We start from the raw sequence: 26,097 nt of genomic DNA on the forward strand, positions 1-26,097 counted from the left end.
TCAGGCGCTCAGGTCGCTATTTCGTCGACAAGGCGCGCCTGGCGATCTCGGCGAACTGTTCCGCTGCGGGCGAGAGTGTAAAATCGGCCCGGCTCAACAGCGAAACATGCCGTTTGACCATCGGCTGGCTCAGTGGAACGGCTGCAAGGGTTGGAAACTGCGCCTTGGGTAGCATGTGCGCTGGCAGAATGCTGATTCCGGCACCCTCGGCGGTCAATGCCAGGGCCGTCGTAATGAGCGAGACTTCGAGGGCCGGCTTGAGCTCCTGGCCCGTCAGCGCCAAGGCCTCGTCGATCTGGGTACGGATTCGCGTTCCGCGGCGCATGACGATCAGGTCGGAGGCGGTGAGCTCGTCCCAGGTCAGGCGCCGACGCTTCTCGAACCGGCCGTTCTTGATGCCGATCGCCGAAAGCGGGCTTTGCATCAGTGTTTCGATCCGCGCCTCCGACGTGCCATCGTCTTCGAAGCTGCCGATTCCGAACTCGGCGTGGCCGGCCATGACGAACGGCAGCAGTTCGTCAGGAGCGATATCGAACAGATCAATCTTTACCTCGGGAGAGCGGGACCGAAATCTGGCCAGGATGCGCGGGAGCAGGGCCGAGGCTACACCAGCGGAGACTGCAAGGGCGATCCGCCCGGACCTCACCTCGACGAGGTCGCGCATATGCTGCGCGAGTCCTCGTGCGCCCGACAGGATGCGCTCCGCCGCGGGGATTGCTTCCCTGCACGCAGCCGTCGGGTGCAGTGTGCGCGTCGTCCGGTCGAACAGCTTGAGTTGGAACTTCTCCTCGATCTGCCGGATGAGGAGGCTGATCGCCGACTGCGTGACGCGCAGCTCGGCCGCCGCCTTCGTGATGCTGCCGAGGCGATAGACCAGGACCAGCGCCTCGAGCTGCCGCATGGTCGGATTCATAAGCTGACCTCGTGAATTTATGAGAATTTTGTGGCTAATCGAAAGACTTGAGGTGTGCAAGATAATTCTCACCGGCATCGCCGCCCAAGCGGCGAGTGTCGTCGGATAATACGAAACGCAGGGGAGGGAGATTTGGCGCAGACGATCAACATTGGCCGTTACATCGACGACCGTCCACTTTCGGCCTTCCAGGTCCGAGTGATCTGTTTGTGTGCCCTCGTCATCGGGTTAGACGGCTTCGATGCCCAGGCGCTCGGCTTCGTCGCGCCGGCGCTCAGTAAGGACCTACATCTGGCACCCGGCGCGCTTGGTCCTGTATTCGGCGCCTCGTTGTTCGGCGTGATGATCGGTTCGCTGCTGTTCGGCGCCCTGGCCGACTATTTCGGGCGGAAGTGGCTGGTGATTGCGGGCGTGATCGTATTTGCGCTGGGGTCGCTGGCCACCAGCAGGGCCGGAAGTGTTCCCGACCTGGTGGTCCTGCGCTTCCTGACCGGCCTCGGTCTTGGTGGCGTCCTGCCGAATGCGATCGCACTGACCGGCGAGTATTCACCGCAGCGACGCCGGACGCTGCTGATCATGCTGATGTTCATGACGGTATCGCTGGGATCGGCGATCGGCGGTTCGGTCGCGGCCAAGCTGATTTCGGCTTACGGCTGGCAGGCCATCTTCGTGATCGGTGGCGTCCTTCCGCTCCTTCTCTGCCCGGTCCTGATTGTATGGCTCCCGGAATCGCTGTCGCTACTGGCGCTCGACGAGCGCAACAACGGCCGCGTCCGCTCACTCCTGGGGCAGATCGACCCGTCGGCGAAGTTCGCGGATGCCGCACGCTTCGCCGTCATCGAGGAAAGCGGCAAGGGATTCCTGTTGCCGCAGCTCTTCACCAACCGGCGGCTCGTCCCGACATTGCTCTTGTGGATCATGTTCTTCATGAACATGCTCGACATCTATTTCCTCAACAGCTGGCTGCCGACGCTGACGCATGGCGTCGGCCTCGACGTCGAGGCTGCGATCGCCGTCGGGATCGCGTTCCAGCTCGGTGGAATGGTCGGCACGGTCGCGCTCGGATTGCTCATCGAGCGGCTCGGCTTCCATCGCGTCCTGTTTCTGACCTACGTCGCCGGCTTCGTCTCGATCGTTACCATCGGATTTGCCGGAGCCGTGCTGCCGATCCTGGTGCCGGCGGTCTTCATCGCGGGCGTCGCGGTCATCGGCGGCCAGATCGGTTGCAACGCATACGCGGCGCGCCTCTATCCGACCTACATCCGCGCCACCGGAATCGGTTGGGCGCTCGGCATCGGCCGTTTCGGTTCGATTCTCGGCGTGACCGTCGGCGGACTGATGCTCGCGGCGCACTGGAGCATCCCGTCTCTGTTCCAGACCAGCGCGGTGCCGCAGCTTTGCTCCGCGCTGGTGATCCTTGGTCTTGCCTTCGTCGGCATGCGCCGCGGCGGCGCGGTCAGCGGCCAGGCACAGCATGACGAGCTTTCGGTGCCCGAGCGAGCCTGAGCCAGCTCGCGAAAACGCCAGAGAACATGACATGAAAAACATCCAGACCCAGGTCCTGATCGTCGGCGCGGGGCCAGTCGGCTTGACCGCCGCCATGGATCTCGCCTCCCGCGGTATCGACGTCGTCGTCGCCGAAATCCGCCCGGCGGGCGAGCCACCGAACGTCAAATGCAACCACGTCTCTGCGCGCTCGATGGAGGTGTTCCGCCGCCTCGGCATCGTGCGCGAGGTGCGGGAAGGCGGATTGCCGGCCGACTTTCCGAATGACTGCGCCTATCGCACCGCCGTCGTCGGTCGCGAGCTGACGCGGATCCCCATTCCCTGTCGCGCGGATCGCTACACCGCGACCGGCGGCCCGGATACCGATTGGCCCACTCCCGAGCCGCCGCACCGGATCAACCAGATCTATCTCGAGCCGATCCTGTTTGCGGCCGCCGAGGCCCGGTCGGGAATCAGGATTCTCAATCGCGTTCAGGTCGAGCATTTCGAGCAGGGCGCAGACGGCGTTGTCGCGCGGGCGCTGGACCTCGACAATGACCGGAATATCACCATCGCTGCCGACTATCTGATCGGCTGCGACGGCGGCCGGTCGACCGTGCGCAGGCTGATCGGCTCGCGCCTCGCCGGCACCGACGTCGTGCAGCGCGTGCAGTCCACCTATATCCACGCTCCCGCGCTGAAGGATCTGATCACCCAGAAGCCCGCCTGGATGACCATGTCGCTCAATCCGCGCCGCTGCGGCACGACGGTCTCGATCGACGGCCGCGACAACTGGCTGATCCACAACCATCTCGCGCCGGAAGAGCTCGAGTTTGACAGCGTCGATCGCGACTGGGCGCTGCGCACCATTCTCGGCGTCGACGATCGCTTTCAATATGACATCATCAGCAAGGAGGATTGGGTCGGGCGGCGCCTGGTGGCCGATCGCTTCCGGGACGGCCGTGCATTCATTTGCGGCGATGCAGCCCATCTGTGGATTCCCTATGCCGGCTACGGCATGAACGCCGGCATTGCCGACGCCGTCGACCTCTGCTGGATCCTTGCGGGCGTGCTGCAGGGATGGGCGAGCCCCGCGCTGCTCGACGCCTACGAGGCCGAGCGCCAGCCGATCACCGAGCAGGTCTCGCATTTCGCGATGAACCACGCTCTTGCCGTCATGGGGCAGCGGCGCGCTGTGCCGCCCGAGGTCGAGATGGAAGGGCCCGCCGGTGATGCCGCGCGCAGCAAGATCGGCCAGGCCGCCTACGATCTCAACGTCCAGCAATATTGCTGCGCCGGCCTGAACTTCGGCTATTACTACGACCGGTCGCCGATCATTGCCTATGACGGAGCGGCGCCACCGCCCTACAGCATGGGCAGCTTCACAGCCTCGACCGTGCCTGGCGCCCGCGCGCCGCACGTCTGGCTGGCCGATGGACGCTCGCTGCTCGATGCGCTCGGTCCCGCCTATACGCTGGTGCGATTCGATCGGACCATCGATGCTGCACCGCTGGTGGACGCAGCCGCGCGTTCGGGCGTCCCCTTGACGCTCCTCGACGTCGATCGGGCTGAGGCAGGATACGATTTTCCTGAGGCGCTCCTGATGGTGCGCCCGGATTCGCACATTGCCTGGCGCGGCAATGATGTTCCGCGCGAGATCCGGCGATTGCTGGACCGCCTGCGCGGCGCGATCTCCGAGCCGGAACAGGGCCGGAAAAACCTCGCAAGTGAGATGAATACGGTTGCGGAGTGAATCGTCGAATCCGCAACGCGACAAGATGGCTGGGCTCCAGGTGAGGGGAAATACATGTACAAGAGGGCGAAGCTGGCCGTCATCGGTGCCGCGATCATTATCGTCGGCGCGCTTCTCGCGCATTTCACTCACTATGCCACGATCATCCTGTCGCTTTCGCTGGGTTTCATCATCCTGGTCGGTGGCCAATACCTTGCGATGTGGCTGGGTGGAAAACTGATCAATCCCGTTCCGACATCGCCCGTCGTGCCGCTATCGACGATCATCGCCATCCAGTTCATCCCGCTTCTCGCCATCATCGGTGTCATTTCAACATTCACCTGGCGGCGCACCGGGACATCGCTTCCGGGAGCACTTATCTGTGGCCTCCTCGTCACGTGGTAGGGCAGGCAACCCAGGCTGCGATCTGAGGCTTCGGTCGTTAATCTTGCCTGGAGCGCGGATTTGGCCGTCCAAAATTCAGGCGACTTGCAAGGTGGAAATCCCGGAATCGGAAGTCCCGGCGCGGATGAAGAACAACAGATGACCAAATATAGCGCTGCACACTATTTTCTTGAGGGGTTGTTGGACATCGGCGTCGATTATATCTTCGCGAATCTCGGCACCGATCATGTATCGCTCATCGAAGAGATCGCGCGCTGGGACCGCGAGGGGCGGCAACATTCCCGGGTTGTGCTGTGTCCACACGAAGTGGTCGCCGTTCATATGGCCGCAGGCTACGCGCTCGCAACCGGGCGCGGTCAAGCAGTCTTCGTTCACGTCGATGCCGGAACCGCGAACGCCAGCATGGCTGTGCAGAACGCCTTCCGTTATCGTCTCCCGGTGATGCTGTTTGCCGGTCGGGCGCCATTTACCCTGCATGGTGAATTGCTGGGGTCGCGCGATACCTATGTCCATTTTATCCAGGACAGCTTCGATCCCGCGAGCATCGTACGGCCCTACGTAAAGTGGGAATATTCGCTACCGTCGGGCGTCGTAGTCAAGGAGGCGCTTTCGCGGGGAGCCGCCTTCATGCAGAGTGATCCTGCAGGGCCGGTGTACATGACGCTGCCGCGGGAAACGCTGGCCGAGTGCTGGGATGAGGCGGCCGTGCGATCCTATCCGCCGGCGCGCTACGGCGCCGTGCGCGCGGGCGGCATAGAGACAAACCGCGCGATCCAGATCGCTGAAGAATTGATGGCCGCGGAAAATCCCATTGCTGTTACGGCTTATCTGGGTCGCAAGCCGGAAGCTGTTGCCGTGCTCGATCGCCTTGCGAGAATCTGCGGCATACGCGTGGTCGAGTTCAACGCGATCGACATGAACATTTCTCGGGACTCACCCTGTTTTGCCGGATTCGACTTGGCGCCGGTGATTGCGGATGCTGATCTCGGCTTGATGCTCGATGTCGACGTTCCCTTTATCCCCCAAGCTCTGCCCGTCGCTTCATCGCTGCGTTGGATTCAGGTTGATGTCGACCCCCTGAAATCCGATCTCCCGATGTGGGGCTTTGCGACCGACCTGCGTGTAGCGGGCGACTGCGCCACGGTGTTGCAACAGGTGCTGGAAATCGTCGAAGCGCGCGCGAGCAATGGCTTCAGATCCAGGGTTGAAGCGCGAATTGCTTCTTGGAGGACCGTCCGCGAGATAGCCGAAGCGAAGAGGAAAGCCGCTGCGGCGGAGCCGGGCAGGCACGGAGAGATCAATCCGGCTTACCTGTTCGCGCGCCTTGCCGCTCTGATCTCGCCAAACGACGTGGTCGTCAACGAGGCTATTCGGAACGCCCAATTGCTGCAGCAGCAACTTCGACGAACCGTTCCTGGTACCTACGTGGGGTTAGCCGGCGGTGGTCTCGGGTTCAGCGGCGGCATGGCGCTTGGTCTCAAGCTGGCGGAGCCTGATAGACGCGTGATACAGGTCATCGGAGACGGCGCGCTCCATTTTTCTTCGCCGGATTCCGTCTTCGCAGTTTCCCAGCGGTACAAGCTGCCAATCTTCACTGTTGTGGTCGACAACGGCGGGTGGCAGGCCGTTAAAGCTTCGGTCCAGCGCGTCTATCCAAACGGTGAGGCGCAACGCAGTGATTCCTTTCAGTCACGGCTTGCGAATTATGGGCAGGGTGAGAAACGAAGCTTCGCCGACATCGCTCGCGCATTCGGCGCCTATGGCGAAGATGTAGCCGACCCGGGTGAACTTGACGCGGCCATCAAGAACTGTCTTGCGGCAGTCGACGGAGGCCGTGCCGCGCTTCTCCATGTGCAAATTGAACCACTCTAGATGCCGCCGGTGCGACGCCGGCGGGTTGACACATCCAGTGGTCGTTCGACAATGCGATGACTGATTGCCATCCAGGAGAGCTACACGTGTCCAGAACGACATCCTTGCTGATGCCTGCGGTTTCAGCTGCGATTTATGTTGCTGCGGTCTCGTCAGCAATCGCCCAGACAACTGATATCGCGTCGCCTTCGATCGCTCCGGCGCGCGAATGTTCGGCTCTGGCCGGCCTGAAAATTCAGGATACCACCATTATCACCAAGGCTCTCCACGTGCCGGAAGCGCCCCCTGGAACGGTGCGCCCGCTGCCGCGCTATCCCGATACGGTGGCTGTTGCACTCCCGTCGAATTGCCTCGTGAACGGCACGATCGATGAGCGCGTCGGCGTGGACGGCAAGCCTTATGCGATCGGTTTTGCAATCGCCCTGCCGGATCGTTGGAATGGACGATTTCTTTTTCAAGGCGGAGGTGGTTTGAACGGCACGGTACGCCCGCCGATCGGAGCGCAGGCGGCGGGAGACGTGCCCGCGCTTGCTCGCGGCTTCGCTGTGGTCACGACGGACAGCGGACATCAAGCTGCCGAGTTCGATGCGTCGTTCATGAAGGATCAGGAAGCCGCGCTGAACTTCGCCAATGCGTCCGTGGGAAAGGTCACTTCAGCCGCAAAGGCGATCGTCGGTCTCTATTACGGCCAATCAGCAAGTCATTCGTATTTTATCGGCTGCTCGACAGGCGGTCGTGAGGGCATGCTGGCCTCCCAGCGCTATCCGCAAGAGTTTGATGGCATTGTTTCCGGCGATCCGGCCATGCGTACAGGTCGCTCCAATCTCGGCCTCGCCTGGGCCAATGCCGCCTTTACCGAAATCGCGCCTAAGGATGCATCCGGAAAGCCGGCTCCGTCCGAGGCATTCTCGGTCGATGAGAGGAAGCTGATCACGGATGCCATACTGGACACCTGCGATGGCAAGGATGGCATCAAGGACGGAATGATATTTGATCGCAATGCGTGCCGGTTCGATCCCGCCGTGCTGGCCTGCACCAGTGACAAGCATGATTCCTGCCTCTCTCCGGTCAAGGTGAGCGCGTTGAAAAAAGCGTTCTCTGGCCCTAAGAACGCCCGTGGAAACCAAGTCTATCCTCCCTTTCCATGGGATGCCGGCGTCGCTGCGGAGGGTGTTTCCATTCCCGGTATTCTGGTGACCGGCGGACGTAGTCCGGTTGGACCGCCCTACCGGGAAAGCATCAATCTTGATCAGCTTGAAGATGCCGTCGATGCAAGCGGAATGGAGCGCCTGACGAACACGGCATACTGGACAAATCTCACGAGCTTCTTCGGGCGCGGTGGCAAACTGTTATTCTATCACGGATGGAGCGATCCTTGGTTTTCTCCTTTGGACACCCTGGACTACTATGAGCGTATGGCGAGGGATTCCGGCGGCCTGGAGCAGGTGAGGACAACCTCGAGCCGATTTTTTGCGGTGCCGGGGATGGGGCACTGCCGCAGCGGAGCAACGCTGGAGCGCTTCGACCTTCTCGGCGCGATTGTGAACTGGGTGGAGCAAGGCAAGGCGCCCGATCTGGTTATCGCGAGCGGTCCCGGGTTTCCCGGCCGCACCCGTCCACTCTGCCCCTACCCCAAACACGCCAAATACAAAGGCGAAGGTGATCCAGAGTCTGCCGCGAATTTCGCATGCGTGGAGTGATGGTATGCGAGCAACAGGCAATCTCGGGATGCTGAATTCAACGGCGGATTGGCTCTGGCTTAAGCCTGCCAGATCCCTCCAGTGACGGCGCATACGGCGGTCGTTCCTGTGTCATCGACCTCTACGCAGGCGCGGGCCGTCGGGAGTTGGGCCGGCGCTAACCTTCCGGCACCAATTTGGCGGGCCTCGGACCGGCAATAGGGGCCTGTCTCCGTACGGACGATTGACAGGCAATTATTACATGTCTAAAAATATGCAAATTCATATAATTCGTGAGATGCCTGAATGGACGCCCATCCGCTCAAGCTCAAGGTCAGATCGTGTGCCGCGGAGACGCCGTTCATACGGAGCCTTGTGTTCGACGTGGAGGACGGGGTCGTGCCGCGATGGCAGGCCGGCGCACATGTGCGCGTGGCGCTTCCCGATGGAGGCGACCGGCCGTACTCGCTGATGGCTCTGCCGGGCCTGCCCGGGGGCGCCCTGGCGCTCGGGGTGCTGCGCGAAGAGGCTTCGACCGGCGGCTCGCAGTTCATGCACGCGCTGAAGGTCGGCGATGTCGTCAAGGCAAGTGCGCCGGTCAACAATTTTCATCTGCATGAGAACGCGGCGCCCGCGCTGCTGTTTGCCGGCGGCATCGGCATCACGCCGATCCTGTCGATGGCGGCGGAGCTCACCGCCCGCGCAACTCCGTTTCGCCTGCACTACGCCGGCCGCGCGCAAGGACTGTTGGCGTTTCTGCCGCATCTCCAGGAGATTTGCACGAGAGAACTGTCCATTCACTATGACAGCGACGAGTCGCGTCTGGACATCGCAACGGCGCTCGGAGACGCAGCCGCGAACTGCCATATCTATGTCTGCGGTCCGGCGGGCATGATCGAAGCGGTGAGGGCGGCCGCGCGTGCCAGCATCCCGACCGAGCGCATGCACTACGAGCTCTTCAAGGCGGAGCAGCCAGGTTCGCCCGACCGGCCGTTCGAGGTCGAACTCAAATCGTCGGGGCAGATCGTCAGCGTTGCAGCCGGTCAGACCATCATCCAGGCGCTGGAAGCGGCGGGGCTCGACGTGCTCTACGACTGCCAGCGCGGCGATTGCGGCATCTGCCAGTGCGGCGTGCTCGAAGGGGTGCCTGACCATCGCGACGTCATCCTCAGCGACGACGAGAAGGCGTCCAACAAAGTCATGCAGATCTGCGTGTCACGCGCCAAATCGGCGCGTCTGGTGCTGGATCTATGAGGGAGACGAGGCTCGCCATGGCGAAATACGGACGGAATGCCCACGCGATTGTGGCACTGGTGCGCGACGCCGAAGTGCATCGCGACGTCTATGTCGATCCTGAGATCTTCGAGCTCGAGATGGAGCATCTGTTCCCGAACAGCTGGGTCTATGTCGGGCATGCGAGCCAATTGTCGAAGCCCGGCGATTTCATCACCGCCAATATCGGCCGGCAACCAGTGCTGGCGAGCCGCCATACCGATGGCTCCATCCATGTGTTCTACAATCGCTGTCCGCACAAGGGTGTGAAGATCGCGTCCGAGCCCTGCGGCAACACCGGAAAGTTCTTCCGCTGCCCTTATCACGCCTGGTCCTTCAAGACCGACGGCGCACTGCTCGCGATCCCGCTGAAGAAGGGCTACGAGGGCACCGGCTTTGGCGACACCCAGGCAAATGGGGGGCTGTCGAAAGTCAGGAACGTCGTGATTTATCGCGATTTCATCTTCGCCCGCCTGAACGAGGACGGCGTCTCCTTCGAGGACTATTTCGGCGAGAGCCTCTCGACCATCGACAACATGGTCGATCGCTCGCCGGAGGGCAAGCTCGCAGTCCAGGCCACGCCGATCCGTTACATGCACACCTGCAACTGGAAGATGCTGGTCGAAAACCAGACCGACACCTGCCATCCGATGGTCGCGCATGAGAGTTCGGCCGGCACCGCGGTCAAGGTCTGGAAGCGCGAGCAGGGCGATTCCACGGAGACGCCGATGGCGGTGCAGCTCTACGGTCCCTTCATGAGCCCCTACGAGTTCTACGAGCAGAGCGGCATCAGGATCTGGCCGAACGGCCACGGCCACACCGGCGTCGCCAACTCCATCCATTCGAACTACTCTGATGTCCCGGGCTATCTCGACCAGATGGTCGCGGCCTACGGCGATGCGCGCGCACACGAGATCCTCGGCGAGGTCAGGCACAACACCGTGTATTTTCCGAACATCATGGTGAAAGGTGCCGTCCAGATCCTGCGCAACTTCATCCCGATCGCGGTCGACAGGACACTGGTTGAGAGCTGGGTCTATCGCCTGGTCGGCGCGCCCGACAAGCTCTACGAGCGCGCGCTGATGTACAACCGTTTCATTAACGCGCCGACCTCGATCGTGGGCCACGACGATCTGGAAATGTACGAGCGGGCGCAGGAAGGGCTGAAATCCAACGGCAATCAATGGGTCAATCTGCGCAGGCTCTACGACAGCCATGAAGAGCAGGACGTGACCGCGGTGATCAATGGCACCTCTGAGCGGCAGATGCGGAACCAGTTTCATGCTTGGGCGAAATTCATGACCATGGATATGGACAAGCGCGTCGAGGCCGCCGAATGATCACCGAAAAGACGATCACCGACCTGGTCTATCGGGAGGCCGAGCTTCTCGACACGATGCAATGGCAGCAATGGCTCGATCTGTTTCACCCTGAAGGGCGCTACTGGATGCCGCTGGAATGGCAGCAGCAGGATCCGGTGCTGCAGCCGTCGTTGATGTACGAGGATATGCTGCTGCTCAAGGTGCGGGTCGAGCGCCTGGCCGGCGAGCGGACCTTCAGCCAGAAGCCGAAGAGCCGCTGCCATCATCTGCTGCAGGCGCCGCAGATCGTGGCGTGCGATCCCGCTGCGGGCGTCTTCAAGGCGCGGACGTCCTATATCTATACCGAGACGCGCGGCGATCTGCTGGAGCGATATTCGGGATGGGCGTCGCATGAGTTCGTCGAGATGGGCGATACCCTGAAGATCAAGCTCAAGCGGGTCGATCTCGTCAATTTCGACGCGCCGTTCGGAAACATTCAACTCTTCATGTGAGTATGCCTTGACCGCTACAGTCTATGCCCGCTTTCGTGAAACTGCGCTGCGCCGAGGCGAGGCCGGTTTCTTCAACGTGTTGCCGGAGACGGCCGACATCTACGGCATCGCGGGGGGCGAGATTTCCTATCGCGCCATGCTTGATCGTGTGGAGCACTGGCGAGCGGCTTTCGCGCGCCGCGGCTATGGCGAAGGCCACCGGGTCGGGCTGCTGCTCCAGAACAGGCCGGTGTTCGTCGAGCTATGGTTCGCGCTCAACGCGCTCGGCGTCTCCGTGGTGCCGATCAATCCGGACCTGCGGCTGAGCGAGCTCGAATACATTATCTCGCATTCCGAGATGAACGCGGTCTTTGTCCTCGCGGAACGACGTGATGAGGTGGAACTGGCGGCGCGTCAGGCCGGCCGGCCGATCTCGGTCGTGACGGATCAGGACGAGGTTCCCGCGCCCTTCGGCGGTGCGCGGCCTTCGACCGTGGGAGGCGAGGCGAGCGAATGCGCGCTGCTCTATACATCCGGGACAACCGGGCAGCCCAAGGGCTGCGTGCTCACCAACACCTATTTCCTGCATTCCGGAAACTGGTATCGCGACGTCGGCGGATTGATTGATCTCAAGAATGACGGCGAGCGCATGATCACGCCGCTGCCGCTGTTTCACATGAACGCGATGGCCGTGTCGCTGATGGCCATGCTGTCGGTCGGCGGCAGCCTGACCATGCTTGATCGCTTCCATCCGCGCACCTGGTGGGCGTCGGTGCGCGACAGCCGCGCCACCTGCCTGCATTATCTCGGCGTGATGCCGTCGATGCTGATGAGCGCGCCCGCATCGGAGCAGGACAAGGCGCACACCGTGCGCTTCGGCTTCGGCGCCGGCGTCGACAAGCTCCTGCATGCGCCATTCGAAGAGCGTTTCGGCTTCCCGCTGCTGGAGGCCTGGGCGATGACCGAGACGGGCAGCGGCGGCGTCATCGCCGCCAACGTCGAGCCACGCAAGATCGGCACCAGCTGTTTTGGTCGCCCGGCACCGGAGGTTGACGTTCGCATCGTCGATGACAGCGGCCATGATGCGCCGGTCGGGACGCCGGGCGAGCTGCTGGTGCGGCGGGCGGGCGCGGATCCGCGCTACGGCTTCTTCCGGGAGTACCTGAAGAATCCGGAGGCCACCGCCGAGGCGTGGGACGGTGGCTGGCTCCACACCGGGGATATCGTGTCGCGCGATGCTGACGGCGATCTCCATTTCGTCGATCGCAAGAAGAACGTGATCCGCCGGTCCGGCGAGAACATTGCCGCGGTCGAGGTCGAGTCCGTCCTCAACCGCCATCCCGCCATCCGGCAAGCCGCGGTTGCGGCAACGCCCGACCAGGTGCGCGGTGACGAGGTTGCGGCGGTCATCATCGCGGAACAAGGCGGTGCTGACCGCGCGCTCGCCGAGGACATCGTGCGCTGGAGCCTGGAGCAGATGGCGTATTACAAGGCGCCGGGCTGGATCTCTTTCGTCGACAGCCTGCCGCTGACCGCGACCGAGAAGATCCAGCGTGGCGGCCTGAAGGATTTTGTTGGCAAGTTGATGCATGACGGTGCGTTTTTCGATCTGCGTGACCTCAAGAAGCGGCAAGTTTGACCATGGCCCAGATCCGCACGACGCTCATCACCGGCGGCAATTCCGGAATCGGCGAGGCGCTGGCGAAAAGGCTCGTCGAGAGCGGACAACGCGTGGTCTCGGTCGGGCTGGAGAAGCCCACCTGGACGCATGATCTGCTCGCGGCCTATCGCGCTGATCTCTCCAATATCGAAGAGACACGCGCGATCGCAGAGGAAATCTGCCGCGATCATGCAGTCGATCGCCTCGTGCACAATGCGGGTGTCATCCTGCCGAACCTGCTGCCCGATGCGAAGCCGGAAGACATTCTGATGCTGGCGCAGCTGCACCTGGGCGCGCCGATGCTGCTGACCCAGGCGGCGCTGGAGGGAATGCGTTCGCGCCGCTTCGGGCGCATCGTCTTCGTCTCTTCGCGCGCCGCGATGGGGGCGGCGACGCGTTCGGCTTATTCGGCGACCAAGGCCGGCGTGCATGGCATGGCGCGCACCTGGGCGCTGGAGCTCGCCTCCGGTGGCATCACCGTGAACGTGGTCGCGCCGGGCCCGATCCTGACCGACAATTTCTGGGGCATCATCCCGAAGGGCTCCGAGCAGCAGGAGCGGATGGCGCGCAACGTTCCGGTCGGGCGGCTCGGCTCGCGCGAGGACGTGGCTCACGCGATCGAATTCTTCCTCGACGAACGCTCGGACTTCGTGACCGGGCAGGTGCTCTACGTCTGCGGTGGCACCAGCCTCGTCGGCCTCGGCCCTTAAATCATCAGATCTGGTTTTGCCGGATATTCTCGACCATCTTGGCCAGCACGCGCGCGCAGACCTCGATGTCGTCAGGCTCAATGCCTTCGATCAGCTTGTCGTAATTGTTAGCCATGATCGGCCAGATCTTGCGCAGCAGGGCCTCGCCTTCAGGCGTTAGTCCCACGACGCGACGGCGTTGGTCTTCCTCGGCGATCTCACGCTTCACGAGGCCCGACGACACCATGGATTCGACCATGCGGCTCGCCGTCGACTGCTCGGTCACCGCGAGAACGGCGATCTCGTTGACCGTCAGGGTCTTGTAGATGAACAGCACCGACAACGTCCGGAACACGACATTGTTGATGCCGTGCTCGCTGAGATCGCGGTTCTGGTCGAGGTTCCAGCGATTGGCGAGCCGGTTGAACAGATACGGGATGTAGGTTTGCAGCTGGTCCCTGGTCCTCGGCGGACCTGACTTCCATCGGCTCTTGGATTCTCTGGCCATTATCTCTTGCGACTTTGCTTCTTGCTCTCGGTATGAAGTTTTGAAGAAAGCGATTTCAGCACGGACAGCGCACCGTCCAGCTCCCGGGCCGAAACGTGCTCGAACCGTTTGCCGAGATGCTTCTTGTGGGTGTCGGCCGCCTTCCTGAACAGCGCTTCGCCCTTCGGCGTCAGGCGCACGATGAAGGACCGCCGGTCCTCGCTCGACATTTCCCGGCTGATGAGGTCGTCGGCGAGAAGACGCTGCACCAGGCCGGAGACATTGCCGCCGGTGACTTTCAGGTTTTGCGACAATTGCCCGAGCGCGAGGCCGTCCCGGTAACGATCGAGCTGGGCCAGCACGTCGAATTTTGCGAGCGACAGGCCGAACTCGGAGTTCAGCATCGCATTGAGCGAGGCGAACAGCTCGCCATGCAGCGACAGCAATTGCAGCCAGAGCCGGGTTTCGATCTGCCCAGGGACGGGAACGATGTTCTCTTTGAGTGCTGCCGGCATTGCATGACCATCGAGGACAAAATGTCTCGTCAATTGGAGGGGTTATCGCGGATCTTTCGCTCCGATTAGCAACTTGAGAATCGTCGTCAAGATTGATCCTGACGCCCTCGGGGGCGCACGGCAATCCAATCCTGCGCCGGCTGCGATGGAATCATGCAAAAGTCCTGATGGTCTGGATCACGCCGTCGAGCGCCTTGCCGGCGCTGTCCTTCAGCGCGGCCTCCCGCAGTCGGCGCGCCCAGTCGGCGGCATCATCGCGTCGCCCCACCAGCTTGATCGCGGCCAGTGTCCTGTCGAATTTCGACAGCCCCCGGCTGTGGGTATCGGAATAGCCTTTCACCAAGCGTCGGCATTGCAGGATCTCGACGCCGAGCTGGTAATTGGTGCCGACAGCGTCGGTTGCGGCCTTGAGCCATCCGTCCCTGTGAGCCGTCTCGATGGCGTGACGCAGCGAGCGGCGGCGCAGGCCGCGCATCCCGCCCACGGCATAGAGCGCAAGGAACCAGGGCAGCGAGTAGGTCCGCACCCGGCGCCCCCGGTTGACGCGCCGATCGAGCCAGCCGAGCAGGCGCGGCTGCGCGCCAAGCCAGCGGCCGAAGTTTGCGGGCAGCATGCCCATGACCTCCTCCATGCGGGGATGCATGAACTCGGTGGTCTGGAGCACCTGTCCGTCCGACATCTCGAGCTCGCTCTCGATGCGTGCGCGGCGGCCGGCGCGTGTCTTGAGGTCGGCGACGCGGATGACATCGTCATAGGTCATGGCGTTGGCCAAATATTTTGCCGCGGCCTCCGTGAAGGCATAGGTCCGGGCGCCACCGCCGGCATTGCGGTCGGCCGCGTGCAACGTCCTGAGGATGTCGAGATATTCGCCGCCATAGGCGACGTCCTGGAAGTCGACCACCTTCCGCAAGCCCGCGCGCGCCATGGCGAGCGCTGGTTCGGGCAGTTCCTGATTCAATCTTGCGACGAGGCCGGCGAGATCCGGATCAGGCGTTGCGGGAGAGGGGACGGCCTGTCTGGCTTGCGCTGGTGCTGCAATGTCGGCAACGCCGGACTTGACCCGGTCGAAGGCGGCCCCGAACGTCTCGATGCTCGCCTTCGCGCCTTTGCCGCCGGCGCGGATCACGTCGAGATAGCTGTCGCGGCTGAACGGCAGCACGTCGGCCGCCGCGAGCGCGCCGAACATCGCCGCCGAGATGACGCTGCCATGCGCGATCGCCAGCGCGTTCAGGTCGAAGATGATCTCGTTCTTTGCGGCAATCCCGATGGCACCGGTGACGGCGCCGCCGTCGGCGATGCCGTTGCCCGGCGCGATCTTCTCGCCGATCGCAAACGAGCGGTGGTTTGAGGCGATCAGCGTGGTACGGTCAGGCGTCACCAGGCCGCGCAGGATCGACCGGCCGGCCTCCATGAATTCGGCTGCTATCACCACGTCGACGTCGCCAGGCGTCGGCATCAGCGACAGGATCGGCTTGCGGCCGCCCGCCGGCGGCATCGCCTCGATGTAGTAGATCGTGGCGCCCGTGCGCTGGGCGACGCCGGGCACCGAAGTCGACTGCGCGACCCAGCCATGGTTCTCGGCGAGCTGCACGATCCAGTCGGTCAAGACGCCGCCGCCCTGGCCGCCCATCGCGACGATCGCAATCGAGATCGGCCGCTCGGTCGCTTCGCCGCTCGCGGGCAGCGCCAGCCGTACCGTCTCGTCTCTCATGCCCAGGTTCTCATACTATGGCCTCGAGTGCCGGACGACGACGGTCGCGCCGCCGCTGCAGCCAGCCGATGACACTCATCGCAACCTTGGATTTGAACTTGTCCCAGCCGGTCGGATTGTGGATCACGTCGGCGCGGTAGAACGAGGGGCAGAGCACTGCGGCCTCGGAGACCTCGCCGCAATTGCCGCAGCCGACGCAGGAATTGTCGATCGCAGCAACGGGATCATCGCGCAGGGGATCGTCGAGCTGCTTCACCGACAGCGACGGGCAGCCGGAGAGCCGGATGCAGGCATGGTCGCCGGTGCAGACGTCCTCGTCGACGCCAAAGCGCTCCTTGACGATGCGTTGCCCGTCCTTGATCGCCTTGTTCACTTGCGGCTTCACGCGGCGCTGCTTGTTCAGCATGCATTCGGAGGAGGCGACGATGACCTTCGGGCCTTCCTCCTTGGTGGTCAGCGCCTCCTTCAGCGTGTCGCGCATCTTGCCGACGTCATAGGTGCGGTCGAGCTGGCGTACCCATTGGCCGCCGATGCCCTTCACGGCCTTGACGATTGAATTGTTGGTATCGCGCCGCTTGTTGATCGCGCGCGAGGACAGGATGTCCTGGCCGCCGGTCGCCGAGGTGTAGTAGTTGTCGACGATGACGAAGACGCCGTCGTGCTTGTTGAACACGGCGTTGCCGATGCCGCTGGTCAGGCCGTTGTGCCAGAAGCCGCCGTCGCCCATCACAGCGATCGAGCGCTTGTCGGCCTTGACATTGAAAGCCGAGGTCGAGGCCGGGCCGAGGCCGAAGCCCATCGTCGTCGCGCCGATATTGAAGGGCGGCAGGATCGAGAACAGGTGACAACCGATGTCTGCGGAGACGTGGTGCTGGCCGAGCTCTTCCTCGACCAGCTTCATCGCGGCAAAGATCGGCCGCTCCGGGCAGCCGGTGCAGAGCCCGGGCGGGCGCGCCGGCACCACCTGCTTCAGCTTCTCGACCGCGGGGTGATTGAGGACGGGCGCGGCATCAGGCGCCGGCGGCCGGTTGCCGAGCAGCCGCGGCTCGGTCTTCTCCAGGAACTCCCTGACGCCACCGAGCAGCACCTGCGCGGTGTAGTCGCCGCCCATCGGCAGCACGTCCTTGCCATGGACGCGCGCCTGGATGTCCCTGCGGCGCAGCACGGTGTTGATCGCCTGCTCCAGATATTCCGGCTGCCCCTCTTCGACAACAAGCACGGCGTCCTTGCCGGCGCAGAACTCGGCGACCTCGGTGTCGATCACGGGGTAGGTGACGTTCATGACGTAGAGCGCCACTTGCGTATTGCCGTAGGCATCCGACAGCCCGAGATATTGCAGCGCGCGGATGACGTTGTTGTACATGCCGCCCTGCATGATGATGCCGACCTTGCCCTGCGTCGGCCCCATCCATTCATTGAGCTTGTTGTCCCTGACAAAGCCGATGGCCGCGGGCATCCGCGTCTTGATCTTCTCCTGCTCGTGCTCATAGGCCGCCGGCGGCAGCACGATGCGGTTGACGTCGCGCTTGGGATTGTTGAGCGCGTCCTTGATGGTGTGAACAGGCTTGACGTTGTCCTTGCAGGAAAAGCTGCCGTGCATGTGGCAGGCGCGGACGCGCACCTCCAGCATCACAGGCGTGTTCGAGAATTCGGAGAGCTCAAAACCCCTCTCGATCAGATTGACGATGCATTCGTGATCGGGACGGGGATCGAGCAGCCAGATCTGCGACTTCATCGCAAACGCATGCGTGCGCTCCTGCATGATCGAGGATCCCTCGCCATAATCCTCGCCGACGATGATCATGGTGCCGCCGGTGACGCCGCCCGAGGCGAGATTGGCGAGCGCGTCGGAGGCGACGTTGGTGCCGACGGTCGATTTCCACGCCACTGCGCCGCGCAGCGGATACATCACGGAGGCCGACAGCATCGCCGCCGCAGCCGCTTCGTTGGCGGAGCTCTGGAACACCACGCCGAGATCGTCGAGCACGTCCTTGGCGTCGGCAAGCACGTCCATCAGATGCGAGATCGGCGAGCCCTGGTAGCCGCCGACATAGGCGACGCCGGATTGCAGCAGCGCCTTGGTGATGGCGAGGATGCCTTCGCCGCGGAAAATATCGCCGTCGCCGAGCCGGAGATCCTCGACTTCGCGAGCAAAGGAACGTTCCGCCATTGCACCCTCCAGAAATATGCGATAGCATACGTTTACATGTGAAGTAAGTCAACGCGCGCCATGCGATCACGCCGGCGGATTGTCTCTTTCGGCAAGGCGGTCATGAGCGAGCCGACAGGGGTGGGCCGATGCTGAAGCTGCCGCGCTTTAAAGCCGCCGCCGTCCAGGCTTCACCAGTCTATCTCAATGCGAGCGCGACCGCCGACAAGGCTGCCTCACTGGTGCGTGAGGCAGCGGCCAATGGCGCGAAACTCGTCGCGTTCCCCGAAGTGTTCGTGCCCGGCTATCCCTACTGGAACTGGATCACCGATCCCGTCACCGGCAGCGCGTGGTTCGAGAAGCTCGCGAAAGCGTCGGTGCTCGTGCCGGGTCCGGAAGTCGATGTGGTCAGGAAGGCCGCGCGCGATGCTGGCTGTTACGTTGTCCTCGGCGTCAACGAGCGTAGCCCGGTCTCGCTCGGCGCGATCTACAATACGCTCGTCTTCATCGGGCCTGATGGCGCGTTGCTCGGCAAGCACCGCAAGCTGGTGCCGACCTGGGCCGAGAAGCTGACCTGGACCGGCGGTGACGGATCGAGCCTGCGCGTCTATGATACCGAGATCGGGCGTCTCGGCGGCCTTGCCTGCGGCGAGAACACCAACACGCTCGCGCGCTTTGCGCTGCTCGGCCAGGGTGAGCTCGTGCATGTCGCCAGCTACATCTCGCTTCCCGTCGCGCCGCCTGATTACGACATGGCGGAGGCGATCAAGCTGCGCGCGATTGCTCATTCCTTCGAAGGCAAGATCTTTACCATCGTCTCCTGCTCGACCGTGTCGGAGGAGATCATCGCGGCGATGGAGACCGTCGTTCCCGACGCACGCGCGCGTTTGCAGCGGAAATCGAGCGCCTTCTCCGGCGTCATCGGGCCGGATGGCCGCGTGGTCGGCGACGCCCTGATCGACGACGAAGGCATCGTCTATGCCGACATCGACCTCGAGCGCTGCATCCAGCCGAAGCAGATGCATGATATCGTCGGGCACTACAATCGTTTTGATGTCTTTGATTTGCGGGTCAATCGACGCCCCCTGGCGCCGCTGGGCCTCGCAGGCGGCGAGGGCGATGCCGCAGAGCAGGGCTTCACGCCGATCCCGCTGAGATCGGAGTAATGATTGGGCGCGTCGATAGAGCGGCGTCGTAAGACAGGACTTGGAGGACAGCATGCGCGAGAACGTGATCGGCCGGGCCAATGTCGAGGACACGCCCGAGCTCAAGGCCTATTACAAGGATCTCGAGAAGTACGAAGCCGGCGCGCTCTGGACGGTTGCCAACAAGATCGAGCCGTGGGCGCCGCAGTCGGCCTCCGTTCCCGTGCTGTGGCGCTACAAGGATCTGCGCGAGCATGTCCTGCGCTCGGTCGAGCTGGTGTCGCCGGAGAAGGCGGGGCGGCGGGTGATCTACCTCAACAATCCCGGGCGCCGCGACGTGTCGGCCGCGGTCGGCTGGCTCTATTCGGGATTGCAGGTGATGCATCCCGGCGAGGTCGCCACCGCCCATGCCCACTCGGCCTCGGCGCTGCGCTTCATCATGGAGGGCGCGGGCGCTTACACCATCGTCGACGGTCACAAGATGACGCTCGGCGCGCGGGATTTCGTGCTGACGCCGAACGGCACCTGGCACGAGCACGGCGTCGAGGGCAGCGGCTCGGTCTGCATCTGGCAGGACGGCCTCGACATCCCGCTGGTCAATGCGCTGGAAGCCAATTTCTTCGTCGTGCATCCGAAGCTCCAGCAGGAGGCGTCATTCTATCCCGTCGACGACATGACCAAGACCTGGGGCAATCCCGGTCTTCGGCCGGCCGGCTCGAAATGGTCGAAGGGCTATTCCCCCATGTTCAAATATGAGTGGGAGCCGACTTACGAGTCCTTGCAGAAATACGCCGCGGCGACGGACGGCTCGCCTTATGACGGCACTCTCATGAACTACGTCAATCCGATCACCGGCGGCCACGTGATGCAAACCATCGGCGCCAGCATGCAGCTGCTGCGGCCCGGCGAAAAGACAAAATCGCATCGCCACACCGGCAGCTTCATCTATCAGGTCGCCAAGGGGCGCGGCTATTCGATCGTCGGCGGCAAGCGGCTCGACTGGGAGGAGCGCGACATCTTCTGCGTTCCCTCCTGGGCCTGGCACGAGCACGGCAATGCATCTGACAGCGAGGATGCCTGCCTGTTCTGCTTCAACGATCTGCCTGTGATCGAAGGTCTCGGGCTCTATCGGGAAGAGGCCTATGGCGACAATGGCGGTTACCAATCGGTCGCAGCCTGACATCGCCTTGCAGTATTCAACCAGAACAGCCGGATAAAATCTTTCATGCGTCTCGTCACTTACACCTTGGGCTCCAGCGGGGCCCGTCTTGGAGCCATCGTCAACGGACTGGTCGTCGATGTCGAGCATCTCGGTGCGTCCAGCGGCGTGACATGGCCTGATGACATGCTGTCGTTCATCGACAACAGCGTGACTCTGCTGCCGGCGCTCCGCGATGCACTGGAGGACGCCAATGGCCGATTCCCGGCCGGCTCGGCGGTCGCGGTCGAGGACGTGAAGTTGCTGGCGCCGATCCCGCGCCCGCGAAAAAACGTCTTCGGCATCGGGCTGAACTACCGCGCCCATGTCGCGGAATCCGCAGAGAGCCTCGACACCAGCAAGGACCTGCCGACGCAGCCGGTTGTCTTCTCCAAGCCGCCGACCTCGATTGTTGGCCCGGGCGGTGCGATCCAGCACAATGCGAAGATGACGCAGCAGCTCGACTGGGAGGTCGAGCTCGCCGTCATCATCGGCAAGACCGCAACGCGCATCTCCACCGACAACGCGATGGATCACGTGTTCGGCTATTCCGTGATGATCGACATTTCCGCGCGCGACAACCGCCGCGCCGGGCAGTGGATCTTCTCCAAGGGCATGGACACCTATGCGCCGTTCGGCCCTTGCATCGTCACTGCGGACGAGATCCCCAACCCGCATGATTTGCGGCTGTGGCTGACCAAGAACGGCGTCATGAAGCAGGACTCCAACACCAAATACATGATCTTCGACATTCCTGTTCTGATCTCGGACATTTCGTCGGGCATGACGCTCGAGCCGGGCGACATCATCGCGACAGGAACGCCTGATGGCGTCGGCGCCGGCATGAGCCCGCAGGAATGGTTGTGGCCAGGCGACGTGGTCGAGGCCGGGGTCGACGGCGTTGGTGTCCTCCGCCATCCCGTCGTTGCGATCTGATGACGGTCTTCTCGTTCGACCGCGAGCTCAGGTTCGGAGACTGTGATCCCTCGGGCATCGCGTACTTTCCGTCCTATCTGAACATCCTCAACAGTGTCGTCGAGGACTTCTGGGCCGGAATCGGTTTTCCATGGCCGGAGCTGATCACCATCAGGAAGATTGGCACGCCGACGGTGCACCTTGCTTGCGACTTCTCCCGGCCGTCGATGTTCGGCGATCTCCTGACATTCGACCTGCGCATCATCAAGGTCGGCGGATCGTCGCTCCATCTGGAGCATGTCGTATCAGGCGCGAACGGCCCGCGTTGGCGCGCGCGCCAGATCCTTGCGGCGACCTCGCTGGTCGATCATCATGCGATCCCATGGCCCGATGACGTCAGAGCCGCGCTCACGTCGCATGTGAGCGCGGGCGAGGGCGCAGAGGCGACGCCGGCATGATCTCGCTGTTCATGACATTCTCGGATTCCGCAGGCGAACGGCGGGTTCATCCTGATGAAGTTGACGCCGTGGCGAAGCTGGTCGGATCGATCCCCGACGTGACCGAGGCCATGCTGTTCACGCCGCTCGAACAGTCGGTCGACCATCCCTACAAGGCCGACGGCTCCGGCCCCGTGTTTGCGCTTCAACTGCGGTTTCCCGACCTGTTCGCCTGCGAGGCCGCGATGAACGATGGCGGCATCCTTGCCAGCCTTGCGACAGGCGCCGGACTAGCCGGCCTGACCGGACTCGACGTCACGCATCAGGTGATGCTGACACGCGCGTTTCCCGTCGATGTCGCCGAGCATCCGGCGGGAACGACAGATACGTGCAGCTACCTCGTCCACTATCCCGGCCCGGCCGAGGACATGAACGCCTGGAACCTGCACTATCTGGAGCATCACCCGTCGATCATGCGGACCTTCCCGGACGTCCGCCAGATCGAGATCTACACCCGCATCGATTGGGTCGATCGCCTCCCGTCGCAGCGCGTCGAACACATGCAGCGCAACAAGCTGGTGTTCGACAGCCCGCAGGCTCTCGCGCAAGCGCTCGGCTCCGACGTGATCAAGCACATGCGCGCGGATTTCGTGAAGTTTCCGCCGTTCGCAGGCGGCAACAAGCATTTTCCGATGCTGACGGAGGTGGTGCGGCCTGGGCGCTAGAGCATGATCCGGAAAAGTGTGAAGCGGTTTTCCGGAAAGATCATGCTCAAACAAAGAGCTAAAGCGCGATGACGATTCAACCCAATCTCATCGCGCTTTAGAGCGTCGACTCGAGGTGCGCGTCAGGACCCTTTCGAAAAGGGCCAGGAGCTCAATCGGAGCGCGCAATCGGAGCTAGTCGAGACCATCCTTCTTGATGATCGCTCGCTGATCGTCCGCGTACTCCTGGACAATGGCTAACCGCTCCAGCTCTGGCTCGCCAATCGGTGCTTCCTCGATACGGCCGTCCCATTCGCGCCAATGCGTTGGAAACACGTACACGGGCGAACCGTTCTGTGAATTGACCCAGCCCCGAAGCACGCGGCGACACGGGAAGACCAGCGCATGGACCTGTCCGCCGGTGTCGATGACCGCCAGTTGCAAATTGCGGTCAAACGGTGCCGTCGCCGTGGATTTCCACATGGCGCACGCTCCCTCTTATGCAGGCGGGAGCGCGGTTGGTCTCTCAGCCACCGACGCCTACGGACTGAGCCTCGGCCGGTGATAAAATCAGCATATCAGGTTTCGTCGGGGACCTGTTGAAATTGTTCCGCCCGGCGAGTTGATCTTCGCGCGCAGGCGATGGCAAAAATCTTCAAGCACTGTCTGCAAGTTTTCGCAGTTTACGAGCAGCCGCTCGGCTTGCTCGCGCTGGGGTGTGCCGAAGGGGTGACCATCGCGCATATCCCTGACTTGGTTCACCCTGGTGCGGCCCTCTGCTGCTCTTTTCTCGGCAAATTCAAGATGTTCCAGATCATGGGCGAGCTTATCCAACTCGGCGATCAGGAGCTTGGTAATGCTGGTGCGTTTGTCAGGCGTCAGATCACTGCCGGTCAGATGGCCGATAAAGTGATCCACGTTGGCTTGGGCGACAAATCGGTGCATTGGATCCCCAATCCAAGCCCTCCATGATTTATAATGCAGCCAGTCCGAGCGTTAAGGAAATTTATTCTTTTCACGTCGGCGTGAAGGTACGAAAAGGCCGCCGTTGGGGGCGGCGGCCTTTGTCGCAATGGCGGGACTCCCCGGCGGAGGTAATCTGGTAGCTAGCGCTTTTCTTGTTGTTCCAACAGCAATGGAGGTTCTTATTCCAGAGGAGAGATTGCGTCTGAAGCGGCCGCGTCCTTCGGAGCGAACCCATGCAGCGTTTCATCGAGCAGCAGAACATCGCGCTTTTTGAGCGGCTTCTCTCGGAAGAGGCGAGCCAGGCAAAGAGGCAGATCATTCGTTCGCTGCTTCTCGATGCGAAGCGCAAATTGGCTGCGATCGAAGCTACTGCCCACGGTGCTTTCCGTAGCGATTGGACAGCAAGACAGCATCATTTCCCAGCCTCGCCTGCGAAACATGCCGGCGTTTTTCAACGAGAGTTTGAGCAGGCATCGACGCCATCGCTACTTATCGACCCGCGGCCCGGTTTGCACATCGTCGACGCAAATCAGCTCTACACGGCAGCCACCATGATCGACATTTCGCGCGTTGGAGGGGAGCGGATGTTCGATGTCTTTCCAGACAATCCCGACGATCCGGTGGCTAATGGGGTCGCGCAGCTCTATTCCTCCCTTGCTACTGTTGCCGAGACCGGGCGTCCTCACGCCATGGACATTCAACGCTACGACGTTCGAGATGCGCGTGGTGATTTCGTCGAGCGGCACTGGCAGCCCCTCAACAGTCCGGTTGTGGATGATGCCGGGCGCTTATTGTTCATTCTGCATCAAGTCATCGATGTGACTCCGCGGTTCGGATCAGGCGGTACGTCGTTCAGATGAAAATCGCCCAGCTTGAGCTTCATCAACGACCGGGAGCGTTCCTCACTGTTCCATGCTCAAAAGGATGACGGAGGAGGCAGAATATGATGGTCGTTGGTTACGCACTTGCAAAAGCTCACGGTAGAAACATCGACCGATATCATCGCCTGCTCAGCACGCACCTTTCGGATGTTGAGCGAAGCTACATCGAAACTCGACTGCTGGCGGAGAGGTCGGCTCTTCATGCGCTCGAAGAGGCTGACCATGAGAAGGAGCTGTCGCGGAACAGCTAGGCCCACGCGACAGAAACGGCCGAGAAAGAACCGCTGACATTTGGCCGAAAGCGATCCTCAATCTCATGCAAGACTGGACGGCGACGCAATCCGGGTAGCGGAGAAACGCCGCCGCTTCTGCTTATCGACTCTTGGCGCGCTTGAAGTACCCCTCAAGAACATCGACAATGCCGAGCTGAAGTTTCGCGGCGAATTTCACGCCCTCGATGTCCTTGCGCGCCACGGCGCTTCTCAACCCATCCTGGATTGCTGCAGCCAGATCGCGGATGCCGGAGTCGCTGACGTTTTTTGCCAGCGCAGACCAATTGCTGTCGGAGTCCTTCGCTGTGGCTCCGATGGCCGCCCATTCTGCGGTCGGCCCCGCCGCCAGGATACTCAGCTTGAACCCCGAATAGTCCAGCATCGCGACCTCGATGGGCGAGGGACGCTGCGCAGGATCGGTCGCAGCTTCGATGACGCGATAGGCTTCGACAGATGCAAGCGCGGTCGCAGGCAGGTCTTTTCCGGCCATCGCCTGCTCCATGGCAGTCAGCTCGCGGGCGAGCGCGTCGAAAGTCGCGGCGTCGAGCAACGGACGCAGCATCGGGAGCGCCTTGCGCATCGCCGCCACCTTTTCAGCTACTTTGTCCGCCTTGCCGCCCAGGGCGGCATCGATCAGATCCTCGTTAATCGAAGCGGCATCGGCAAGCTTGGCGTTGCGACCGAGGTCCTTGGCGGAGGCCTCCCGCGCGAAGAGCGGCCCGGCCCAGAAGTCCGGCGCGGGCAATTGCACCAGGGCGGGCGAGAGCGTGAAAGCTACGATGGCTGCGGCTGCGGCGGTGTGCTTGAGCATGTTTCTTCACCTCAACTCGCCGCCCCTGTTTCGGACGCCGGCGAAGCGTGGCTCGTCAATTAACAGAATGACATTGCACCATCGATCTCCCTTGATGAAGATCAAATGCTGCGTGCGATAGTGGGTCCCGGCTTGAGCCATGATCGACCGGAAGCAACATCAACTGTGACGTCCGCGCCGGGTGGTTGCGGCGATTGCATCATGGGGGCCTCACGTCCGTCGAGCGGCAATCGCGACGGTGTGGCCCGGTTTAAGTTAGGCCCGGTCTACCCTGACAGCCGACATATCCTCGGCCGTGGGATGGGCAGCGATGGGCCATGTGTGGACGGCTCCTGGTTGGCAAGGAGAATCTTCACTTTGCAGCTTGGTCGGAGCAGCCATGTGTTCGGCCTGTTAGTGCGGTACGC

General features: G+C 62.5%; 25 protein-coding genes. 17 read left to right on the top strand and 8 right to left on the bottom strand.

Going from position 1 to position 26,097, the window contains the following annotated elements; genetic code table 11:
• Positions 1–16: 16 nt before the first annotated feature.
• A complete protein-coding gene (locus M2427_RS31320) occupies positions 17–913 on the bottom strand; it encodes a LysR family transcriptional regulator (RefSeq protein ID WP_280710670.1) in 897 nt (298 codons plus the stop codon).
• Between the two features lie 132 nt (positions 914–1,045).
• Here M2427_RS31320 and M2427_RS31325 point away from each other — a divergent pair, with 132 nt between their 5' ends.
• From M2427_RS31325 to M2427_RS31370, 10 genes are all read left to right on the top strand, one after another.
• Complete coding sequence (locus M2427_RS31325; protein WP_280710671.1) at positions 1,046–2,419, top strand: MFS transporter; 1,374 nt, start codon at positions 1,046–1,048, stop codon at positions 2,417–2,419.
• 31 nt (positions 2,420–2,450) lie between these two features.
• The gene (locus tag M2427_RS31330; RefSeq protein WP_280710672.1) at positions 2,451–4,151 is read left to right on the top strand and encodes an FAD-dependent oxidoreductase; all 1,701 of its coding nucleotides are present in this window, start codon (positions 2,451–2,453) and stop codon (positions 4,149–4,151) included.
• Between the two features lie 54 nt (positions 4,152–4,205).
• Positions 4,206–4,535, top strand: a complete 330-nt coding sequence (locus M2427_RS31335) for a hypothetical protein (RefSeq protein ID WP_280710673.1) — start codon at positions 4,206–4,208, stop codon at positions 4,533–4,535.
• A gap of 138 nt (positions 4,536–4,673) precedes the next feature.
• Entirely contained in the window at positions 4,674–6,407 is a 1,734-nt protein-coding gene (locus tag M2427_RS31340) for a thiamine pyrophosphate-requiring protein (protein WP_280710674.1), read from the top strand.
• A gap of 86 nt (positions 6,408–6,493) precedes the next feature.
• Positions 6,494–8,107, top strand: coding sequence for a tannase/feruloyl esterase family alpha/beta hydrolase (locus M2427_RS31345; RefSeq protein ID WP_280710675.1), 1,614 nt, complete (start codon positions 6,494–6,496; stop codon positions 8,105–8,107).
• Between the two features lie 285 nt (positions 8,108–8,392).
• Positions 8,393–9,340 carry a PDR/VanB family oxidoreductase gene (locus M2427_RS31350; RefSeq protein WP_280710676.1) on the top strand — a complete coding sequence of 316 codons (948 nt, stop codon included), beginning with the start codon at positions 8,393–8,395 and terminating at the stop codon, positions 9,338–9,340.
• Between the two features lie 17 nt (positions 9,341–9,357).
• Entirely contained in the window at positions 9,358–10,698 is a 1,341-nt protein-coding gene (locus M2427_RS31355; protein ID WP_280710677.1) for a Rieske 2Fe-2S domain-containing protein, read from the top strand.
• Positions 10,695–11,171: an aromatic-ring-hydroxylating dioxygenase subunit beta gene (locus M2427_RS31360; RefSeq protein ID WP_280710678.1), complete on the top strand. Its 477-nt coding sequence runs from the start codon at positions 10,695–10,697 to the stop codon at positions 11,169–11,171. Before M2427_RS31355 ends, M2427_RS31360 begins: the two co-directional genes overlap by 4 nt.
• A 7-nt stretch (positions 11,172–11,178) precedes the next feature.
• Complete coding sequence (locus tag M2427_RS31365) at positions 11,179–12,789, top strand: ATP-dependent acyl-CoA ligase (protein ID WP_280710679.1); 1,611 nt, start codon at positions 11,179–11,181, stop codon at positions 12,787–12,789.
• Positions 12,790–12,791: 2 nt separating this feature from the next.
• Positions 12,792–13,520 carry an SDR family oxidoreductase gene (locus tag M2427_RS31370; protein WP_280710680.1) on the top strand — a complete coding sequence of 243 codons (729 nt, stop codon included), beginning with the start codon at positions 12,792–12,794 and terminating at the stop codon, positions 13,518–13,520.
• 4 nt (positions 13,521–13,524) lie between these two features.
• Here the strand turns inward: M2427_RS31370 and M2427_RS31375 are convergent, their stop codons facing one another.
• From M2427_RS31375 to M2427_RS31390, 4 genes are all read right to left on the bottom strand, one after another.
• The gene (locus tag M2427_RS31375; RefSeq protein WP_280710681.1) at positions 13,525–14,007 is read right to left on the bottom strand and encodes a MarR family winged helix-turn-helix transcriptional regulator; all 483 of its coding nucleotides are present in this window, start codon (positions 14,005–14,007) and stop codon (positions 13,525–13,527) included.
• Positions 14,007–14,501, bottom strand: a complete 495-nt coding sequence (locus M2427_RS31380; protein ID WP_280710682.1) for a MarR family transcriptional regulator — start codon at positions 14,499–14,501, stop codon at positions 14,007–14,009. Before M2427_RS31380 ends, M2427_RS31375 begins: the two co-directional genes overlap by 1 nt.
• Positions 14,502–14,652: 151 nt before the next feature.
• A complete protein-coding gene (locus M2427_RS31385) occupies positions 14,653–16,212 on the bottom strand; it encodes an indolepyruvate oxidoreductase subunit beta family protein (RefSeq protein WP_280710683.1) in 1,560 nt (519 codons plus the stop codon).
• A gap of 10 nt (positions 16,213–16,222) precedes the next feature.
• Positions 16,223–18,382, bottom strand: coding sequence for an indolepyruvate ferredoxin oxidoreductase subunit alpha (locus M2427_RS31390; protein WP_280710684.1), 2,160 nt, complete (start codon positions 18,380–18,382; stop codon positions 16,223–16,225).
• A 128-nt stretch (positions 18,383–18,510) separates the two neighbouring features.
• On the opposite strand from M2427_RS31390, the gene M2427_RS31395 reads away from it, so the two are divergent.
• Genes M2427_RS31395 through M2427_RS31415 form a run of 5 tightly spaced genes read left to right on the top strand, consistent with a single transcriptional unit; the run spans position 18,511 to position 22,781 of the window.
• The gene (locus M2427_RS31395) at positions 18,511–19,527 is read left to right on the top strand and encodes a carbon-nitrogen hydrolase family protein (RefSeq protein WP_280710685.1); all 1,017 of its coding nucleotides are present in this window, start codon (positions 18,511–18,513) and stop codon (positions 19,525–19,527) included.
• A gap of 52 nt (positions 19,528–19,579) precedes the next feature.
• Positions 19,580–20,686, top strand: coding sequence for a cupin domain-containing protein (locus M2427_RS31400; protein WP_280710686.1), 1,107 nt, complete (start codon positions 19,580–19,582; stop codon positions 20,684–20,686).
• 45 nt (positions 20,687–20,731) lie between these two features.
• Complete coding sequence (locus tag M2427_RS31405; protein ID WP_280710687.1) at positions 20,732–21,640, top strand: fumarylacetoacetate hydrolase family protein; 909 nt, start codon at positions 20,732–20,734, stop codon at positions 21,638–21,640.
• Complete coding sequence (locus tag M2427_RS31410) at positions 21,640–22,077, top strand: thioesterase family protein (protein ID WP_280710688.1); 438 nt, start codon at positions 21,640–21,642, stop codon at positions 22,075–22,077. Before M2427_RS31405 ends, M2427_RS31410 begins: the two co-directional genes overlap by 1 nt.
• Positions 22,074–22,781, top strand: coding sequence for a hypothetical protein (locus M2427_RS31415; RefSeq protein ID WP_280710689.1), 708 nt, complete (start codon positions 22,074–22,076; stop codon positions 22,779–22,781). Before M2427_RS31410 ends, M2427_RS31415 begins: the two co-directional genes overlap by 4 nt.
• Positions 22,782–22,955: 174 nt before the next feature.
• On the opposite strand, the gene M2427_RS31420 is transcribed toward M2427_RS31415, so the two are convergent.
• Positions 22,956–23,243, bottom strand: coding sequence for a hypothetical protein (locus M2427_RS31420; protein WP_280710690.1), 288 nt, complete (start codon positions 23,241–23,243; stop codon positions 22,956–22,958).
• An 87-nt stretch (positions 23,244–23,330) separates the two neighbouring features.
• Positions 23,331–23,705, bottom strand: a complete 375-nt coding sequence (locus M2427_RS31425; protein ID WP_280710691.1) for a hypothetical protein — start codon at positions 23,703–23,705, stop codon at positions 23,331–23,333.
• 254 nt (positions 23,706–23,959) lie between these two features.
• Here M2427_RS31425 and M2427_RS31430 point away from each other — a divergent pair, with 254 nt between their 5' ends.
• A complete protein-coding gene (locus M2427_RS31430; protein WP_280710692.1) occupies positions 23,960–24,586 on the top strand; it encodes a diguanylate cyclase in 627 nt (208 codons plus the stop codon).
• Positions 24,587–24,669: 83 nt separating this feature from the next.
• Positions 24,670–24,858 carry a hypothetical protein gene (locus tag M2427_RS31435; RefSeq protein WP_280710693.1) on the top strand — a complete coding sequence of 63 codons (189 nt, stop codon included), beginning with the start codon at positions 24,670–24,672 and terminating at the stop codon, positions 24,856–24,858.
• Positions 24,859–24,979: 121 nt separating this feature from the next.
• Here the strand turns inward: M2427_RS31435 and M2427_RS31440 are convergent, their stop codons facing one another.
• On the bottom strand, positions 24,980–25,690 hold the full coding sequence (locus M2427_RS31440; RefSeq protein WP_280710694.1) for a hypothetical protein: 711 nt from the start codon (positions 25,688–25,690) through the stop codon (positions 24,980–24,982).
• Between the last annotated feature and the right edge of the window lie 407 nt (positions 25,691–26,097).

Source organism: Bradyrhizobium sp. BR13661 (assembly GCF_029892425.1).
Classification (GTDB): domain Bacteria; phylum Pseudomonadota; class Alphaproteobacteria; order Rhizobiales; family Xanthobacteraceae; genus Bradyrhizobium.